General features: G+C 73.3%; 16 protein-coding genes. 6 read left to right on the top strand and 10 right to left on the bottom strand.

Going from position 1 to position 16,546, the window contains the following annotated elements; all coding sequences use genetic code 11:
- Positions 1 to 283: 283 nt before the first annotated feature.
- Entirely contained in the window at positions 284 to 1,000 is a 717-nt protein-coding gene (locus tag CLV70_RS26295) for a GTP pyrophosphokinase (RefSeq protein WP_245908468.1), read from the top strand.
- A 51-nt stretch (positions 1,001 to 1,051) separates the two neighbouring features.
- Here CLV70_RS26295 and CLV70_RS26290 read toward each other — a convergent pair whose 3' ends face one another.
- The gene (locus CLV70_RS26290) at positions 1,052 to 1,741 is read right to left on the bottom strand and encodes a peptidylprolyl isomerase (RefSeq protein ID WP_106129291.1); all 690 of its coding nucleotides are present in this window, start codon (positions 1,739 to 1,741) and stop codon (positions 1,052 to 1,054) included.
- A gap of 173 nt (positions 1,742 to 1,914) precedes the next feature.
- On the opposite strand from CLV70_RS26290, the gene CLV70_RS26285 reads away from it, so the two are divergent.
- On the top strand, positions 1,915 to 2,142 hold the full coding sequence (locus tag CLV70_RS26285) for a hypothetical protein (RefSeq protein ID WP_245908467.1): 228 nt from the start codon (positions 1,915 to 1,917) through the stop codon (positions 2,140 to 2,142).
- Positions 2,143 to 2,191: 49 nt separating this feature from the next.
- Here CLV70_RS26285 and CLV70_RS26280 read toward each other — a convergent pair whose 3' ends face one another.
- From CLV70_RS26280 to CLV70_RS41795, 3 genes are all read right to left on the bottom strand, one after another.
- On the bottom strand, positions 2,192 to 3,352 hold the full coding sequence (locus CLV70_RS26280) for an alkaline phosphatase PhoX (protein WP_106129258.1): 1,161 nt from the start codon (positions 3,350 to 3,352) through the stop codon (positions 2,192 to 2,194).
- Between the two features lie 80 nt (positions 3,353 to 3,432).
- Positions 3,433 to 4,176, bottom strand: coding sequence for an esterase family protein (locus tag CLV70_RS26275; RefSeq protein ID WP_106129257.1), 744 nt, complete (start codon positions 4,174 to 4,176; stop codon positions 3,433 to 3,435).
- A gap of 24 nt (positions 4,177 to 4,200) precedes the next feature.
- Positions 4,201 to 4,326 (bottom strand): hypothetical protein, encoded by a 126-nt coding sequence (locus CLV70_RS41795; protein ID WP_281260490.1) that lies wholly within the window; start codon positions 4,324 to 4,326, stop codon positions 4,201 to 4,203.
- A gap of 191 nt (positions 4,327 to 4,517) precedes the next feature.
- Between CLV70_RS41795 and CLV70_RS26270 the strand changes: the two genes are divergently transcribed.
- Positions 4,518 to 5,768: a glycoside hydrolase family 3 N-terminal domain-containing protein gene (locus CLV70_RS26270; RefSeq protein WP_245908466.1), complete on the top strand. Its 1,251-nt coding sequence runs from the start codon at positions 4,518 to 4,520 to the stop codon at positions 5,766 to 5,768.
- A gap of 13 nt (positions 5,769 to 5,781) precedes the next feature.
- Here CLV70_RS26270 and CLV70_RS26265 read toward each other — a convergent pair whose 3' ends face one another.
- On the bottom strand, positions 5,782 to 6,369 hold the full coding sequence (locus tag CLV70_RS26265) for a hypothetical protein (RefSeq protein WP_106129256.1): 588 nt from the start codon (positions 6,367 to 6,369) through the stop codon (positions 5,782 to 5,784).
- Between the two features lie 109 nt (positions 6,370 to 6,478).
- On the opposite strand from CLV70_RS26265, the gene CLV70_RS26260 reads away from it, so the two are divergent.
- Entirely contained in the window at positions 6,479 to 8,119 is a 1,641-nt protein-coding gene (locus CLV70_RS26260; RefSeq protein ID WP_106129255.1) for a diguanylate cyclase, read from the top strand.
- Positions 8,120 to 8,137: 18 nt separating this feature from the next.
- Here CLV70_RS26260 and CLV70_RS26255 read toward each other — a convergent pair whose 3' ends face one another.
- Complete coding sequence (locus tag CLV70_RS26255) at positions 8,138 to 9,817, bottom strand: peroxidase family protein (protein WP_211303884.1); 1,680 nt, start codon at positions 9,815 to 9,817, stop codon at positions 8,138 to 8,140.
- Positions 9,818 to 10,036: 219 nt separating this feature from the next.
- Between CLV70_RS26255 and CLV70_RS26250 the strand changes: the two genes are divergently transcribed.
- The gene (locus tag CLV70_RS26250; protein WP_106129254.1) at positions 10,037 to 10,729 is read left to right on the top strand and encodes a hypothetical protein; all 693 of its coding nucleotides are present in this window, start codon (positions 10,037 to 10,039) and stop codon (positions 10,727 to 10,729) included.
- Positions 10,730 to 10,863: 134 nt separating this feature from the next.
- Here CLV70_RS26250 and CLV70_RS26245 read toward each other — a convergent pair whose 3' ends face one another.
- The 3 genes from CLV70_RS26245 to CLV70_RS26235 form a co-directional block, all read right to left on the bottom strand.
- A complete protein-coding gene (locus CLV70_RS26245; RefSeq protein WP_106129253.1) occupies positions 10,864 to 11,313 on the bottom strand; it encodes a YdeI/OmpD-associated family protein in 450 nt (149 codons plus the stop codon).
- 77 nt (positions 11,314 to 11,390) lie between these two features.
- Positions 11,391 to 13,490: an MMPL family transporter gene (locus CLV70_RS26240; protein ID WP_106129252.1), complete on the bottom strand. Its 2,100-nt coding sequence runs from the start codon at positions 13,488 to 13,490 to the stop codon at positions 11,391 to 11,393.
- A gap of 439 nt (positions 13,491 to 13,929) precedes the next feature.
- Positions 13,930 to 14,454 (bottom strand): LURP-one-related family protein, encoded by a 525-nt coding sequence (locus CLV70_RS26235; RefSeq protein WP_106129251.1) that lies wholly within the window; start codon positions 14,452 to 14,454, stop codon positions 13,930 to 13,932.
- 65 nt (positions 14,455 to 14,519) lie between these two features.
- Between CLV70_RS26235 and CLV70_RS26230 the strand changes: the two genes are divergently transcribed.
- Positions 14,520 to 15,098 carry a hypothetical protein gene (locus tag CLV70_RS26230; RefSeq protein ID WP_106129250.1) on the top strand — a complete coding sequence of 193 codons (579 nt, stop codon included), beginning with the start codon at positions 14,520 to 14,522 and terminating at the stop codon, positions 15,096 to 15,098.
- 559 nt (positions 15,099 to 15,657) lie between these two features.
- Here CLV70_RS26230 and CLV70_RS26225 read toward each other — a convergent pair.
- Entirely contained in the window at positions 15,658 to 16,398 is a 741-nt protein-coding gene (locus CLV70_RS26225; protein ID WP_106129249.1) for a hypothetical protein, read from the bottom strand.
- Positions 16,399 to 16,546 lie beyond the last annotated feature (148 nt).

Genomic DNA, 16,546 nt, shown 5'->3' with positions numbered 1-16,546 from the left:
CGCCGCCTCCTACGCCGGCCACACCTGGGGCCTCGGCCGCCTCTGGACCCGCATCCCCTTCGTCCAGAAGCACCGCATCCTCATCTGAACCCACCCACACCACACCCAGCCGGCGCCCTTCCGGGGCGCCGGCTTCGTCGTGCCCGGCGCCGGGCGGGCGTACTGCGCCTACGGTAGGGCGGTGACTCCGTGAGGATGACGACCGCGCAGGCCGCGAGGGGTCATGATGGGCACCGCACCGGCGTCGCTCCGCGCGCCGGCCAGGACACGGGAGACCAGGAACGTGACGACCGAGCACGCCACGACCGCACACGCCGACCGTACGGCGTACGGCACCGGCGAGGGGCAGATCGCCCAGTGGGAGCACGCCGTCGACTCCGCCGCCTTCAGTGAGCTGGCCGACGAGCTGACCCACTTCATGATGGTCTACAAGTTCGGGCTGGCCGAGATCGGCACCAAGGTGACCATCCTCGCGGAGGAACTGGCGCACAAGGGCCGCGGCAACCCGATCGAGCACGTCAGCCCCCGCCTCAAGACGCCGGCCAGCATCGCCGCCAAGGCCCGGCGGATGGGCTGCCCGCTGACCTTCGACGACATCAGCGCCCGGATCCGGGACATCGCCGGCATCCGGATCGTGTGCAGCTTCGTCTCCGACGTCTACACGGTGGCCGACATGCTCACCCGGCAGCCCGACGTCAACCTGGTGCTGACCAAGGACTACATCGCCGAGCCGAAGCCGAACGGCTACCGCAGCCTGCACCTGATCGTGGAGATCCCGGTCTTCATGTCCGAGCGCGTGGTGGCGGTGCCGGTGGAGGTCCAGCTGCGCACGGTGGCGATGGACTTCTGGGCCAGCCTCGAACACAAGATCTACTACAAGTACGACCCGGGCATCCCGGCCGAGCTCCGCGCCGAACTGGCCGCCGCCTCGGAGGACGCCGCGCGCCTGGACCAGCGGATGGAACGCCTCCACCGCCAGATCCACGGCCCGCGCCGCTGACCCCCGGCGCGTGCTGTCGCGCCGGGGGCGGCGTGGGCCGGTGCTGCCGGCTCAGTGGCGTACGTGGGCCGTCTTGAACCTGGTGGTCAGGGCCGGGGCGCCGTCGACGGGGGCGGGGTCCTCCGGGGTCGGCGCCACCCCGCCGGCCGCGACCCGGTCGAGGGTGGCCAGGCCCGCCGGGGTCACCGTGCCGAAGATCGAGTAGTTCGGGCGCAGCGCGGAGTCGGCGTACACGAGGAAGAACTGACTGCCGTTGGTGTCCGGTCCGGCGTTGGCCATCGCGAGCACGCCGCGCGCGTAGACCCGCCGCTCGCCGGTCGGGTCGGTCGGCGCCGGCGGCAGGCCGGTGGGCAGCTCGTCCCCGTAGCGGTAGCCGGGCCCGCCCTCGCCCGTCCCGGACGGGTCACCGCACTGCAACACCTTGAGCGTCGGGTACGCCGTGAGCCGGTGACACACCGTCCGGTGGTAGAACCGGTGCCGGACGAGATGCAGGAAGCTCTGCACGGTGCAGGGCGCCGCGGCGCGGTCGAGCACCAGCGGGATCTGCCCCAGGTTGGTGCGCAGCAGCACCTCGACCGTGCCCACGCTGGGGGTGTGACGGGGGTCGGGCGGCAACCCCACCGGCCGGGCCGCGGGCTCCTCGGGCGTCGGCGTGTACGCGCACGGCCCCGGGGTCGGCTCCGTGGGATCCGCGCCGCTCGCCATCGCCGGGGTGCCGAGCCCCACCCCGGCGGTGACCATCACGATGGCGGCGAGCGCCCTGCCGAACCGTACGTATGCCACTTCGTCCTCCAGTGCGGGCCGGATAGTCCTCCCCGGGTCTAATCGACCGAGGTGGATTGGTCAAGCGCGGCGGGCGCGGCTCGCCGGCCGGAACGCATGACCGGGCGGGCCGGCCCGCCCATACTGGGGGCATGACCGTCGGTCCCGCGCCCCCGGCGATGCGGCGTTGCCCCAGGTGCGGGCACCTGACCCGCGCCGACCGCATGATCAAGGGCTACGGGCGGGACTGCGCCGCCCAGCTCGGGCTGATCGGCCGCACCGTGGACACCGGGCACGTGGGCCCCGACCTGCTGGACCTGCTGACGGAGGAGCCGGAGGACGCCTGCGACGGCGGCGACCGCCCCGCCGACCGCCCCTGACCCCGCGACCATCGCCGGTCGAGCCCGATCCAGGTAGAGCGCCGGGCGGTCAAGGGCGCCGGAACGGCCCCTTGACGCAGTACGTGATCCCGCCGGTGGTCAGCCCGGTGCGCCCCCGCTGCGACGAGAAGTAGAGGCGGTCGCCGGCCGGGTTGAACGCCAGGCCGGTCACCTCGGACCGGCGCTGGCCGGTGATCCGCAGGAACGGCGAGACGTGCCCGTCCGGCGTGACCAGGCAGACGTCCATGCTGCCGTTGTCCTCGGCCACGTACAGGTCGCCCGATTCCGCGCCGGTAAGGTTGTCCACGCCGGTCAGCGGCGGCGGGCCGGGCTTGACGAGGCTGTCGTCGTACGCGAGCCGGTATCGACCGGCGGTGAGGTCGAGTTGCCAGATCCGGCCGTCGCCCTTGGTGGTGAAGTAGACGGTGTCGTTGGCGTAGTAGCAGCCCTCTCCCCCGCTGAAGGCCTTGGCGGCGGCGACCTGGTGCCGGGTGCGCACCGGCGCGCCGCCGGGGTCCGGGACCGGGGCCCAGGTGAAGGCGCCGGACGTGCCGGGGCCCGCGCACATCACCTCGAGCCGGCCGGCCGCCAGGTTGCCCCAGACGTCCGGCACGAAGCGGTAGAAGCGGCCGTCCGGCTCGTCCTCGGTCAGGTAGACGACCTTGCGGACCGGGTCGGCCGCGGCGGCCTCGTGCTTGAAGCGGCCCATCGCCGGGCGCGCCTTCGCGGCACCGCCGGCCGGGTACGCCTCGAAGACCCGGCCGCGGTCGATCTCCTCGCAGGACAGCCAGGTGTGCCAGGGCGTACGGCCGCCGGCGCAGTTGCTGTCCGTACCGGAAAGGATGCGCCGGGCCGAGACCACCCTGCCGTCACGGTCGAAGCTGATCTTCGATGCTCCGCCGCCCTCGGCGGCGAGCACCTCGGAGTTGGAGACGTAGCACCATCCGTCGCCCTCGGCGAACGTCGCGCCACCGTCCGGGGCCTGATGCCATCGGTACGCCGTCCCGGGCACCCGGCGGCCCGTGCGCGCGACGACGCGGCTGCTGAATCCCCGCGGCATCCGGATCCCGTTGGCGTCCGCGGCGCGGAGCGGGCCGTAGGGGCCGGGAGCCGCCTGCGCCGCCCCGTACGCGGCCGACCAGCCGGTGAACGGCAGGGCGACCACCCCCGCGCCCAGCACCGTCGCCCGTAGCAGAGCCCGTCGGTCCATGACACCTCGCTGACATCTCGTGATCACGCCGAGACGCAGCGTAAACGTACGGGCGACCGACGGCCCGCAACCGCGCCGGATCAGCCGAAACGCGGCAGGTGATGGGCGAACTGGCGGCGCCACGACTCCCAGTCGTGCGGGACGTCGGCGCCCCACAGGTCCAGCTCGTGCCAGACGCCCTTCGCCGCGAGCAGCCCGCCCATCCGCCGGGTGGACTCGAGCGCGCCCGTGGTGTCCTCCCACCGGCCCTGGCCGCAGACGAGCAGCACCGACAGCCGCTCCCGCAACCAGGCGAGATGGTCACCGTCCAGGTTGGCCACATAGTCGCCGGGACTGTTGAAGTAGACGGCGTCGCCACGGTCGCCCCAGCCACGCCACGTGCCGGGGTCGTAGTTCCCCGAGAAGCACAGGGCGAGCGGGAAGAGGTCGGCCCGCTTGAAGGCGAAGTTCAGCGCGTGGAAGGCGCCCAGCGAGCAGCCGGCGGTGACGATCTCCGCGGCGTCCCCGCTGTCCTGCCGGATGTGCGGCACGACCGCGTCGAGCACCCAGGACTCGTACGCGGCGTGCCGCCACGCCCGCTCCTCCAGCGGCAGGTGGTGTGCCGACCAGCTCTCGGCATCGAACGAGTCGACGCAGTAGAGCTTCACCCGCCCCGACTCGACCAACTCCCCGGCCGCACCCACCATGCCGTTGCGGGAGAACTCCCACGCGTCGCCGCCCTCGGTGGGGAAGACGAGCACGGGCCGCCCCCAGTGCCCGTAGACGGCGACGGTCCCGGACCGCCCACCCCCGGGTACGGCCAGGTCGACCGAGTAGTGACGCACCGCCCCACGCTACCGGCCCGGCGATCACATCGTCGTGATCAGGCCGCCGTCGATCCGCAGGTCGGGCAGCGCCGCGTTCACCGAGCCGATCATGACGATCGGCCCCTGCCGCTCGATCAGGTACGGCAGCGCCGCCCGGGTGACCCGCACCGCGGCCAGGAAGTTGAGGATCAGCGCCGCCAGCCGCCCGTCGCGCTGCAGGACCGTCGCCGGCCGTTGGTCATCCGCCCAGCGTCGAGCATGCCGTCGCCCTTGTCCACGGGCAAGGCGGGCGCGGCGGCGCCCTTGTCCACGGCAGGCGGGCGCGGCGGCGTCCGGGGCCGGGCGATAGCGTGGGTGCGATGGCGGACATGTCGCGGATTGCGGTGCCGGCGGTGAAGCGTGGCCGGCTGTGGTGGGGTGTCGCCGGGGCGGTCGCCGTCGCGGCCTGCGGTGCGCTCACGGCCTGCTCGCCGCGTCCTCCCGCGGCCGAGGCCCCGCCCGCGCCCGCTTCCACCGCCGCCGCGGCCCCGCCGTCGCGCGCGGCGCCGTCCTCGCCGGCCGCGTCGTCGTCCGCTCCGGACTGTGTCACCCGGACGCTGGCCGGGATGTCCGTCGACGAGCGCGCCGGGCAGGTCCTGATGATCGGCACGCCGGTCGACACGCCGCGCCGGCTGGAGCGGGCCGTCGCCGACCGGCACCTCGGCGGGGTGTTCCTGGCCGGCCGCAGCACCCGCGGCGCCGCCGGGCTGCGGGCGGACCTCGCCGCGCTGCGACGCGCCGGGAAGATCACCCCGCTGATCGCCCTCGACCAGGAGGGCGGCAGCGTGCAGACGCTGAAGGGGCCGGACTTCCCGCTCCTGCCCTCGGCGCAACGGCTCGGCCGCGGCTCCCCGGCGAAGCTGCGCGACACCGTGCGCGACTCGGCGCGGCGGCTGGCGGACATCGGGGTCACCGTCAACCTCGCGCCGGTGGCCGACACCGTCCCGGTGGACATCGCCGAGGCCAACCCGCCGATCGGCGCCTTCCACCGCCAGTACGGCTCCGAGCCCGGCGCGGTCGCCGCGGACGTCGGGACCGTGGTCGCGGCGTCGCAGGGCGAGGGCGTGCTGACGATCCTCAAGCACTTTCCGGGGCTCGGACGCGTACGCGCCAACACCGACGTCTCCCGCGACGTGACCGACGCCCGGACCACCGCCGACGATCCGTACCTGCAACCGTTCGTGGCCGGGATGAAGGCCGGATCCGCCGGAGTGATGATGTCGTCGGCGCGGTACCCCCGCCTGGACCGCTCCACGATCGCGGCCTTCTCCAGGCCGATCGTGACCGGGCTGCTGCGCGAACGGCTCGGCTACTCCGGCCTGATCATGTCGGACGACCTGGGCGCGGCGGACGCGGCCGCGTTCGTGCCGGTCGGCGAGCGGGCGGTGCGCTTCGTGGCGGCGGGCGGCGACCTGGTGCTGACGATCCGGCCGCAGGACGCCGCGCCGATGGCCGCCGCGCTGGTCGCCGAGGCGCGCCGGTCGCCGTCGTTCGACACCCGCCTGACCGACGCCGCCCGGCACGTGCTCCGGACCAAGGAGCGGGCCGGCGTGCTGAGCTGCACGTCCTGACGCCGGACGACGCTCAGGTGACCGGGATGCCGGTCTCGCGGACGGTGGCCGAGACGGTCAGGGTCTTGTGGCGCTGCTTGCCGCCGCCGACCGTGTAGAGCGCGTACGTGTGGGTCTCCTTGTGGCCCGGCTCGCCGGCGCACGAGAACGTGAACTCCTGCGTGCCGTGCAGCCCGACCGGCCCGTACGTGCCCGGGGTGCCGGTCGGGTCGTCGACGGAGAGCGCGGCCGAGTGGGCGCCGGTGATCTTCCACTTGATGATCAGAGGGGCGCCCTCGGTGCGGTAGACGTCCGTGCCCTCGGGGCAGCGCGGCTTCTGCACGACCTTGAACGAGACGATCCGCGGCCCGGTCGCGGGCTTCGCGGTGTGCTTGGTCTCGACGACGGGGGTGACCTCGACGTCCCCGGTGCCACGGCTGTCGCCGGACTTCTTGGTGACGTGCGAGGCGGAAGAGGAGGACGAGGAGGACGAGGAGGACGAGGGCGCCGGGGCGGGCTCGCCGGCCGGCGACTGGACGGTGACGGTGCAGCCGGTCAGCGCGGCGGCGGTGGCGAGGGCCAGAACGGCCGGGACGGTGGCGGAAAGCTTCGTGTTGGGCATGCGACTGAGCGTAGGAACTCGGTGATCGGGAGTAATCCCGGAAACGTGCCGCGAAACTCAAGGGCAAGTTTCGCTCAAGCCGGGGCCGGTTCGGGCCGATCTGCGCACCATGACCACCAGCATCGCCGGAACCCGGCCGCCCAGCGCGGCCGCAGTCCAGGTCGGTGCGCTGCTGGTGCAGGCCGAGGAGGCGCGGCTCGCCGGGAACTACCGCGCCGGGTCGGAGCTCGCCCGCGAAGCGGCGGCCCTCGCCGAGTCGGCGGGCGACGGCGCCGGCCGGGCCGAGGCGCTGCGCTCGATGGCGAACCAGCTGCTGCGCCTCGGCGAGCAGGAGGCCGCCGTGACGGCGTGCCGGGAGGCCGTCGCCGTGCTGGAGAAGCTCTCCGACGACGCGGCGATCTGCGAGGTGCTCACCATCCAGGCGATGCCGCTGAACGAGCTCGGCATGCACGAGGAGGCGCTGGAGGTGCTCGCCACCGCCCGCGACATCGCCCAGCGGCTCGGCGACCGTGACCTGCTCTACTGGGTGCACAACCGGACCGGGGTCGTGCACAGCAGCATGGGCGACTACGACCGCAGCACCGAGTACCTCACCCGGGCCCTGACGATGGTCGAGGGCATGGACGCCGAGGCCCGCTTCTGCATCCTCAACAACGTCGGCGACAACGCGGTCTACCAGGTGACGAAGCTGCGCAACCGGGGCGACGCCGCGGAGGCCGAGGCCCTGCTGCACAACGCGCTCGGCTACGTCGACGAGGCCCTGCGGCTCGCCCGGGAGGCCGGCAACCCGTTCCGGGAGTCGATCTGCCTGGACAACTACGGCATGCTGCGGGCGCTCGACGGCGACTTCGCCGCCGCCGACCGGATGATCGAGGACTCGCGGGCCATCGCGGCCATCCACGGATACCGGTCGCTGGAGTCGGGGGCCCTGCAACACCAGGCTCGCGTACGCCTCATGCGCGGCGAATGCGACCGGGCGATCGACGGCCTGCTGGCGGCGCTCGACCGGGCCCTCGCTGCCGGGGAGACGCCGATGGTGATGGAGATCCACCGCGAGCTGTCCGAGGCGTACGAGCGGATCGGCGACTTCGCCTCGGCGCTGGCGCACTACCGCAGCTTCCACACGCTGGAACGCACCGCCCACAACCACGTGGCGGCGGCCCGCGCCCGGATGGCCGTCCACCAGTTCGAGCTCGACAACGCCCGCCTCGAGGCCGAGCTGGCCCGGGTCCGCAGCGCCGAGCTGGAGGCCGCGACCCTCAGCTGGCAGCGGCAGGCGACCGAGGACCCGCTGACCGGCCTGCCGAACCGGCGCGGTGCCGAGCTGCGGCTGCCCACGATGACCGCCCACGCCGGGGACCTGTGCGTCGCCATCGCCGACGTCGACCTCTTCAAGGGCGTCAACGACCGCTTCGGCCACTTCGTCGGCGACGAGGTGCTGCGCCGGATCGCGTCGGTGCTGCGGGACAGCGTCCGCGACAGCGACCTCGTGGCACGCCTCGGCGGCGAGGAGTTCCTCATCGGGCTCGACGGGGTCGACCTGGACGAGGGACGGGCCCGCTGCGAGGTGCTGCGGGCGCAGGTGGCGGCGTACCCGTGGGAGTCCCTGGAGCCGGGACTGAGCGTGACCATCAGTCTGGGTCTGGCCGTGATCCCGGCGGACGGCGACCTGCCGGCCGCCATGACCCGCGCCGACCAGCGCCTCTACGACGCGAAGCGGGCAGGCCGCAACCGGGTGGTCGCGGCCTGACCCGGCATCGCCGTCCGGTCACCCCGTCGGGGCCGTGTCGCCCAGCGGGGCGAGCAGCTCCTTGCGTCCCTCGAAGGCGAACAGCAGCAGGTCGACCATCCGGAAGGTCTGCTCGTCCGGGCCCAGCGAGGGCCGCCACGACGGGTCGCGGACGATCGAGATGCGGCTGCCCTCCATCGCGCGGTGGAACACCTCCGCGACGATCCGGCCGCCGACGCCGGTCAGCCGGCCACCGTTGAGCTCCGCCTCCCGCAGGATGTAGAACCACAGCGGCGTACGCGTGCCGAAGGCCTCCTTCTCGTCGTCGGTGAGCGTGTCGAGCACCGCGCCGCCGTCACCCTGAAGGATCTGTTCCCTGGTCAGCGGGGTCAGGCCCAGGAACTCGGCCATCTGCTGACCGCTGGCGAGCTCGACCATGCCGGCGCGGACCAGGTTGCGGAACGCCAGGTTCGCCTGGATCGGCGGCGGGTCGGTGCCCACCCCGCCGAACGCGCCCTTGGGCAGCGTGGCCAGCGGATCCACCAGCAGCGTGTCGATCCGCTGGGTGATGTTGAAACCGTTCGGCCCGGCCAGGTCCGCCCGGCCCGCCTCGCCGGCGAAGTCGTACATCCGGCGCCAGTCGACCGCCCAGTTGGTCGGCAGCCGCTCGAACAGGCCCGACTCGGGGTCGCTCACGTCCGGCCCGAACGCGTCGAAATTCCCGCTGGTCCCGCTGAAGATGAACAGGAACCGCAGGCTGCCGGCGCGGCCCGGGAAGACCCGGTTCCAGTCGTACGCGGCCCGCACCATGCTGTGCCCCAGCCGGTACGCCGCCACCGAGAACTCGATCGGCATCGTCGGGGTGTCGCCGGCCTTGACGGTCCGGTGGTGACCGTTGTGCGGCCCGTACGCCGGGACCTCGAAGAATTTGCGGCCGTGGGTGAACACGTCCTCGACGATGGCGCGGTCGACGATCCGCGGCAGGAAGTCCGTCCGGAGCATCCACTGGTAGTGGCGGACCACCTGGGCCTTGGCGCGGTTGAACAGCAGCGCGCTCGGCACGCCCCGGTCGGCGAGGGCGTCGACGACCCGGTTGTGGAAGCGGATGAAGGCCAGGTGGGTCTGCGCGACGACCAGGTTCTCGTCGTTGCGCAGGTCCGGGATGAGCGCGCTCTGCCGCTCGAACTTCGTCGAGCCCTGGGTGACCCGCGGCAGGTCGTACCCGTTGAGGTTGACGTTGGTGCCCGGCCCGTCGAACGCGGCGGTGATGCCGGCCCGCAGCTTGAGCTTGTCCGGGGCGTAGAACCGGTCGTCGTCGCGGTCGTCCGGGCCGCGCCCGTAGAGAGAATCCAGGTCCAGCGCCGGCGACCGGCCCTGGAGCAGCTCGTTGACGGTGACATGGTCGCCGAGCGCCTTGGCGGTGTTGTCCTGGGTCAGGTCGTGGTCGACGAACTGGCCCAGATAGGTGAAGCCGGCCGGGACCGGCGGGTCGGAGACGGGCTGCACCGGCGGCGTGCCGGTCGGCGCCGCGGTCATCGCGCGGGCGACCTTCTCCAGCAGACCCGGGTCGAGCGCCTCCCCCTTCGGCCCCAGCCGGGAGAATCGGAACTTGCGTAACGCGGCTTCCGTCGACGGGCGTTCGCACACGCCGCTCTTGCCGTCCGTGGTCAGAATCCCCTCGCCGACCACGTAGTAGTTCTCGCGCATGTGACGCTTCACGGTGCGCACCTTTCGCGTGAGCGAAGTCGCCGCCCGCCCGGTGGCCGGGCGGGCGGCGGGACACGTCCCCCTCGGCCGCGTCCGATCAACAGATCCGTGCCGGGGGTACGCAGATACGCCGGGCCGGAGTCGGCTACCCGACCAACACGTACGGTGTCGACAACGGCACGGACGGGTGGTCAAGGGCGGGCGGCGGTGACGGTCTGCCATCATGGCCGGATGCTTGTGCTGGGTCGGATGCTTCGGGGTGTGCTCGCGGTCGTCGCCGTCGCCGGTTTCGCCGGCTGCTCGTCGGACGACTCGCCCGAGCCGGACAGGACCACGATCACCGTCGACACGATGCGCAACGCGCTGCTGAAGCCGGCGGACGTGGGCCCCACCTGGAAGACGCCCACCGAGTCGGCCGCGCCCGCGCAGCTCGTGAGCATCTGCGGCGCCGACACCGCCCCGGCGACCATCCCGGGCAAGCCGTCGGTCGTCTCGGCGCCGCTCTCCGACGAGGGCACCGAGGGCGTGCAGAGCCTGACCCAGCACGCCCTGGTCTACGAGGACGCCGTCTCGGCCGCGACCGCGCTGGCCACGCTGCGCACGGTCGCCGACGCGTGCCCGCCGAGCGTGCAGCGCCCGGCGAAGTCCGGGGAGCGGGAGGAGCCGGCGTACACCGAGACCGCGGCGACGCAGCCGCTGGAGGAGGGCGCCTGGACGGGCTTCGTGACCCTGCGCACCAAGCTCTACGACAAGGCCCACCCGGCGACGGCCGACGTCGCCGTCACGGCGCTGGCGCGGGGCAATGTGGTGCTGGTCGATCAGTACGCGATCTACCGGCTGGGGCGGTCGGATGCGAGCGCCAACCCGCAGTTCTCGGCGGACTGGAAGAAGCTGGTCGGCACCACGCTGAGCCGGATCGGCTGACCCGCCTCCCGCACCTTCTCCGCGCCGGGCCGGGCCTTCCCCGCCGGGCCGGGCCTTCCCCGCCGGGCCGGGCCTTCCCCGCCGGGCCGGGCCTTCCCCGCCGGGCCGGGCCTTCCCCGCCGCGGCGGGCCGGGTCAGCGGGCGCGGCCGGCCGCCAGCAGGGTGATCGACTTCTCGATCCGGCGGGTCCGGGTCTCCGCCGTCTTCGCCCCGGTGACCTGCAGGACGTGCCAGCTCTTGTTGCTGTACGACAACCCGGCCCAGAACGCCTTCGCCCCGGGTGACGCCTCGAGCGCCGCGGCCAGATCCTCCGGCACGTCGACCTCCCGCACCGCCGTGTCCAGCTCGACGCCGACCTCGAGCACGTCACCGGCGGCGATCCCGGCCTCGGCCCGGCGCTCCGCACTCACGCCGAGCCAGTAGCTGCCGCCCATCCGCGCGATCGAGCCCCGCCACGAGTGCCCGTTGACGGTCACGACCACCTTGGGCCGGCCGCCACCACCCAGGCCGGCGACGAACTCGTCACCGACCTGGAAGCCGGTCGTGGTGCCGCCCGTCGCCAGCAACTCCCCGCGGAATTTCATGCCGCCGAGAATAGCCACTGACCAGCGCCCGAAGTCCAGATCGCCCGCAGGCGCACCCGCCCAGGCCCCTGCTCAGGTCACGGGACGCGGTCCAGGTTGCGGCCGGGGGCGTCGGCCTCCGTCACCGGCGCGTCCGGCTCGTCGCGGATCCGGGTCAGCCGGCTCGGCCACCACATCCACCGGCCGAGGTCCAGGTTGAGCGCCGTGACCAGCACCGAGCGCACCACCAGCGTGTCGAGCAGGACGCCGAACGCCACCGCGAACCCGATCTCGGCGAAGGCCACCAGCGGGAGGCTGCCCAGCGCCGAGAACGTGCCAGCCAGCACGACGCCCGCGGACGTGATGACCCCGCCCGTGGCCGCCAGGCCGACGAGGGCGCCACGCCGGGTGCCGTGCTGCTGGGACTCCTCGCGTACCCGGGTCATCAGGAAGATGTTGTAGTCGATGCCCAGCGCGACCAGGAAGACGAACACGTACAGGGGGAACGAGGTGTCCTGACCACCGAACCCGAACACGTGCCGGAACACCAGGGCGCTGACGCCCAGCGCCGCCATGAAGGACAGCACCACCGTCAGGATGAGCACCAGCGGAGCGACCACGGCGCGCAGCAGGATCCCGAGGATCACCAGGACGACCAGCAGCACCAGCGGGATGATGAGCAGGTTGTCGTGCTCGTTGGCGGCGTTGATGTCGAGCGTCATCGCGGTCATGCCGCCCACCTTGGCGTCGCCGACCGGATGCACCGCGTCGCGCACCCGCTCGATCGTCGCCAGCGCCTCGTCGCTGTCCGGGGCGGCGCTGAGCACCGCCTCGTACATCACCAGATCGCCGTTGACGACGGGGTCGCCGACCGAGTCGATGCCCCGGGTGCCCGCGACCGCCGACTTGATCTGCGCCGCGGCGGAATTCTGTCCGATGACGACGACCGGCTCGCCCTGACCGGCCGGGAAGTGCCGGGCCAGCGCCTCCTCACCGGACACCGACGCCGGCTTGGTGACGAACTGGTCGGCCTGCGTGAGGCCGGTGGCGTCGAGCTGGAACAGGCCGAGCGACATCACGCCGAGGACGGCGGCGGTGACGAGCCAGACGATCCGGGGCCGCCGGGCGATCCGGCCGCCGAGCCGGGCCCAGATGCCGGTCGCGGTGGGTTCGGCCGAACCGGACTTCGGGCGTACGGGCCAGAACAGCCACCGCCCGCAGATGACCAGCAGGGCCGGAAGCAGCGTGAGCATGGCCAGCAGGCCGACGGCGATGCCCAGCGCGGCGACCGGCCCCAGCCCGCTCGTGGAATTCAGCTCGGCGAGGGTCAGGCAGGACATGCCGATCGCGACCGTGGCGGCGCTGGCGATGATGGCCGGCCCGGCCCGGTGCAGGGCGAGCGCCATCGCCTCGTGCCGGTCCTCGTGCCGCCGCAACTCCTCCCGGTAACGGGCGACGAGCAACAGCGCGTAGTCGGTCCCGGCGCCGAAGACCAGCACGGTGAGGATGCCCGCGCTCTGCGCGTTGACCACCAGCCCGGCATGCTTGGCGAGCAGATAGATGAAGGCCTGCGAGGTCAGCAGCGCCGTGCCGGCGGAAACAACGGGCAACAACCAGAGAACCGGGCTCCGGTACGTGATGAGCAGAATGATCGTGACCACGACGAGCGTCGTGTAGAGAAGCGTGCCGTCGATGCCGTCGAACACCTCGGACGAGTCGGCGGCGACCGCGGCCGGCCCGGCGAGCTGCACGTCGAGGCCGTCAGCCGCACCGCCGGTCGTGGACCTGATCTGCTTCACGACGCCGACGACCCCGTCCAGATCACCCTCGACCTTGATCGGCACGAACGTCTGCAGCGCCTTGCCGTCCTGCGCCGGCACCGGCCCCGCCACCTGCCCGGTGACGCCGGCGATCCCCTGCAGCCGCGCCACGTCGTCGGCGGCCTTCTTCCGGTCGGCCGGCGTGATGCCGGCGCCACGCTCGTACACGATGACGGCAGGCACGATGTCGTCCGGCCGGAACCGTTCCTGCAGGTCGGCCACCTGGGTGGCCTCGGCCCCGCCGGGCAACCAGGCGGAGTTGTCGTTGCTCTCGACGCTGGTCAGCTTCCCCGCCATCGGGAAGGCAACCGCGAGAATCACCACCCAGAGCGCGAGGACCATCCACTTGGTCCACCGTCCGCACACGAGCCAAGCCATGACGTCCCTCGATCCCGGTCGAATATGTAGCGATGCTAGACCTTACATATGACGGGAAGAAGCACGGCAACGTCGCCTCAGGGAAATCTCAGGGTCGTCGTCCATCCCCTCTGATCGCGGCGGCGCGGCCCCGGAAGGGCGATGCGGGCGGCCGGGAGGGTCCTACTGAAAGGCGCTCTGAGCTGCCCGGACGGGCACGGTGAGGCGCCGCGGGTAGCTCGGACACCCGGGCGGCTCGCGCACCCAGGCGGCTCGCGCACCCAGGCGGCTCGCGCACCCGGGTGCCCGACCACCCAGACAGCTCGACCACCCAGGCGGCACGGGCACCCGGGCAGCTGGGGCACCCAGGCGGCACGGGCACCCAGGCGGCTCGGCTTCCCGGGCAGCTCGGTTACGGCCGCCCGGGCCGGTGATGGGGGCGCGGGTGGGGTGGTGGTGGTTACGCGGCTGCGGCGGTGGCGGACTCTACGGCGGCGCGAACGGATTGGGCGAGGCCGATCGCCTGCACGATCGAGAGCATCGGGGTGCGGAGTTCGAAGGCGAGGTTGCGGCCGAGCGCGAACACGCCGCCTCGGGTGTGGAGTTCCGCGACGGGGGTGCCCGCCTCGTCCGTCATCGTGAACTCCCGGGCCGTCCAGTTGCCGCGGGTGGCCAGGGTGCGGCCGTCCGGCAGGGACACCACGCCGCGTCCGGTCGGGCCGGTCCAGCCGCTGAACTTCAGCGACAGGAGGAACTCCGACTGCGGGCCCATGAGCTCGTACTTGTTGCCCCACATGCCGGCCTGGGACCCGGTGGCCAGCAGCGACGTGCCGGCCGCGTCCAGGATCTCGAAGCGCCGGCGGGAACTCCACACGCGGCGGCGGATGGTGGCGACGGGCAGGCCGTCCCCGGTGGTGACGGCGGAGGTGGAGCCGAGGACCGGGGAGTCCGGGAGCAGCAGGACCCCGGCGAAGGGTGTGTGCATCGTTACATTCTGCTCGCCGTACGCAAGGGCCCAAGGTTGTCGTACCCGGCCCATACGATCTGTCCGTGGGAAGCAGCTATCAGACGATCCTCGCCACGGGCGAGCTCAGCGCCGTGCGGGCGGCCGTCGCCGCGTCGGGACAGCAGGCCATGGTGATTCCGGTGGGCGACCGGCGGTGGGCGGTGGTGCCGATCCAGGTGGACGGCTACGCGGCAACGGAAGACCTGGCCCGCGCGCTGAGCCGCCCGGAGGGCAGCATCGCCGCGACGTTCGACGTGTTCGACTCCGACGTCATCGTGGCCGGCGTGTTCCGCGGCGGCCGCAGCGTCCACGACTACCTCTCCGACCAGTCCTACCTGGCGGAGGCGTGGGACGACGACGACAACGAGATCCTCGTCGACCTGCTCGGCCGCCCCTACCCACCGGGCACCGCCCCACCCGCCGGCCCCTACGGCGCGGACGCCGCGGCCTTCGCACCCCTCGGCATCGCCCCGGTCGACGAGACCGCCCTGGAGGCCGCACTCCGCGGCCCCGAAACGATGGCAGAGAGACAGCACCACGCGATCCTGCACGCGCTGAACGTCACCCCCCGTCCACTCCAGATGACCTACGAGGAGGCCAGAAGGTCGAACACGGCGGTCTAGCCAGGCCGCACCCAAGGCACCGTCGCGGACCGCCACCGTCCGCCGGTGCGATCCGGGCGGGGGCGCCGAGGGCCTCCGCGGCGATCCGGCCGGCCCGGGGCCCAGCCGGGCTGCCCCGCCGGCCACCGAGGGCAAGTCGCGGTCGGGCGAGCGCGACCAGACGCGGGCGAGCGCGACCAGACGCGGGCGAGCGCGACCAGACGCGGGCGAGCGCGACCAGACGCGGGCGAGCGCGACCAGACGCGGGCGTCGGCGCGACCAGACGCGGGCGTCGGCGCGGGTCGCGCGGCGGCTCGACCGAACGAGCACTCAACGGGGCGTGGCCGGGCGCGAGCGAGCGCCGACTCAGCCGGGTGCGGAGCAGCGGCGCGGGCCGACGCTGAGCGGCGAACGCGGGGCAGCAAGCGCGGGCCGACGCCGAGCAGCAGGCCGACGCCGAGCAGCAGGCCGACGCCGAGCGGCAGGCCAGCGCCGAGCGGCCAGCCAGCGCCGAGCGGCCGGCCGACGCAGGGCAGCGGGCCGACGCGGGGCAGCGGGCGGGCAGCGGGCGGTTGGTGGGTCAGGCTCGGCGGTCCAGCCAGCCGCAGTCGGAGCAGACGTCGAAGCGGCGGAATTGGGCGATGCGGCGACGGGCGCAGACGGGACAGATTACGCGGTAGCGCTCGTGGTGGGTGCCGTCGCCGCCGGAGGGGTGGATGACGGTGAAGAAGAGGCGGCGCTGCCAGATGCCGTCGCCCGGGTCGATCGCCACCACGCCGGAGCGGCGGGGTACGGCTATGCGGACCAGGAGGCGGGTGTCGGCTGTGGGGGGTGGTGGGACGAGGAGCAGGGGGGCCACGTCGGCCGGTTTGACGTCTTCGAGGCCGGAGAGGACGGCGGCGTCCCGGCGTACGCCGTCGGTGCCGAGGGGGGTGATCGGGAGGTCGGTGCACCAGGCGGGGCGCGGGCCGGGGTCGGACTGGCCGAGGCGGGTGCGGAACAGGATCCAGAGTCCGAGGTTCTCGGAGCCGACCAGCCCGACCTTCACGTCCGCGCCGCGTTCGTCGTTGAGGCCGACGAGTTGCGGGCCCCACTTGGTGGCCCGTTGCGCGGCGGCCACAGCCACGCCGAGGCCCGGGTAGAGGACGTCGGCCACGGCCTCGGTGAAGCGCCACAGGCCGCCGCGGGCGACGTCGCCGGCGATCTCCTCGCAGCGGGACGCCGCCCATGCGGAGACGCGGCCCTGCTGGGGACGGTCGGGCAGTTCGGGGCGCCGGGGCAGGGCGACGGACCCGAGCGGGTCGAACCAGGACCGGGGCATGGCCGGCATCCCCCGCGCGCCGGAAGACCGCGACCCCGGCACCCGGCGAGGACGCGGCGGCCAGGACCGGGGCGGCCAGGACCCGGGTGCACCCGGCACCTCACGAGGACCGGCCGCCCAGGACCCGGGCGCGGGCGACACCGCGCGG

This window comes from Pseudosporangium ferrugineum, from assembly GCF_003002065.1.
GTDB lineage: Bacteria > Actinomycetota > Actinomycetes > Mycobacteriales > Micromonosporaceae > Actinoplanes > Actinoplanes ferrugineus_A.
The sequence above is the reverse complement of the archived record's forward strand: the minus strand, read 5'-3'. Positions and strand labels throughout refer to the sequence as shown.

Excerpts from the sequence above, each read along its gene's own strand:
- CLV70_RS26290 (WP_106129291.1), bottom strand. The coding sequence starts at position 1,741 with ATGGTCACCGCCGGGGTGGGGCTCGGCACCCCGGCGATGGCGAGCGGC.
- CLV70_RS26285 (WP_245908467.1), top strand. The coding sequence starts at position 1,915 with ATGACCGTCGGTCCCGCGCCCCCGGCGATGCGGCGTTGCCCCAGGTGC.
- CLV70_RS26280 (WP_106129258.1), bottom strand. The coding sequence starts at position 3,352 with ATGGACCGACGGGCTCTGCTACGGGCGACGGTGCTGGGCGCGGGGGTG.
- CLV70_RS26270 (WP_245908466.1), top strand. The coding sequence starts at position 4,518 with ATGGCGGACATGTCGCGGATTGCGGTGCCGGCGGTGAAGCGTGGCCGG.
- CLV70_RS26265 (WP_106129256.1), bottom strand. The coding sequence starts at position 6,369 with ATGCCCAACACGAAGCTTTCCGCCACCGTCCCGGCCGTTCTGGCCCTC.
- CLV70_RS26260 (WP_106129255.1), top strand. The coding sequence starts at position 6,479 with ATGACCACCAGCATCGCCGGAACCCGGCCGCCCAGCGCGGCCGCAGTC.
- CLV70_RS26250 (WP_106129254.1), top strand. The coding sequence starts at position 10,037 with ATGCTTGTGCTGGGTCGGATGCTTCGGGGTGTGCTCGCGGTCGTCGCC.
- CLV70_RS26245 (WP_106129253.1), bottom strand. The coding sequence starts at position 11,313 with ATGAAATTCCGCGGGGAGTTGCTGGCGACGGGCGGCACCACGACCGGC.
- CLV70_RS26240 (WP_106129252.1), bottom strand. The coding sequence starts at position 13,490 with ATGGCTTGGCTCGTGTGCGGACGGTGGACCAAGTGGATGGTCCTCGCG.
- CLV70_RS26235 (WP_106129251.1), bottom strand. The coding sequence starts at position 14,454 with ATGCACACACCCTTCGCCGGGGTCCTGCTGCTCCCGGACTCCCCGGTC.
- CLV70_RS26225 (WP_106129249.1), bottom strand. The coding sequence starts at position 16,398 with ATGCCCCGGTCCTGGTTCGACCCGCTCGGGTCCGTCGCCCTGCCCCGG.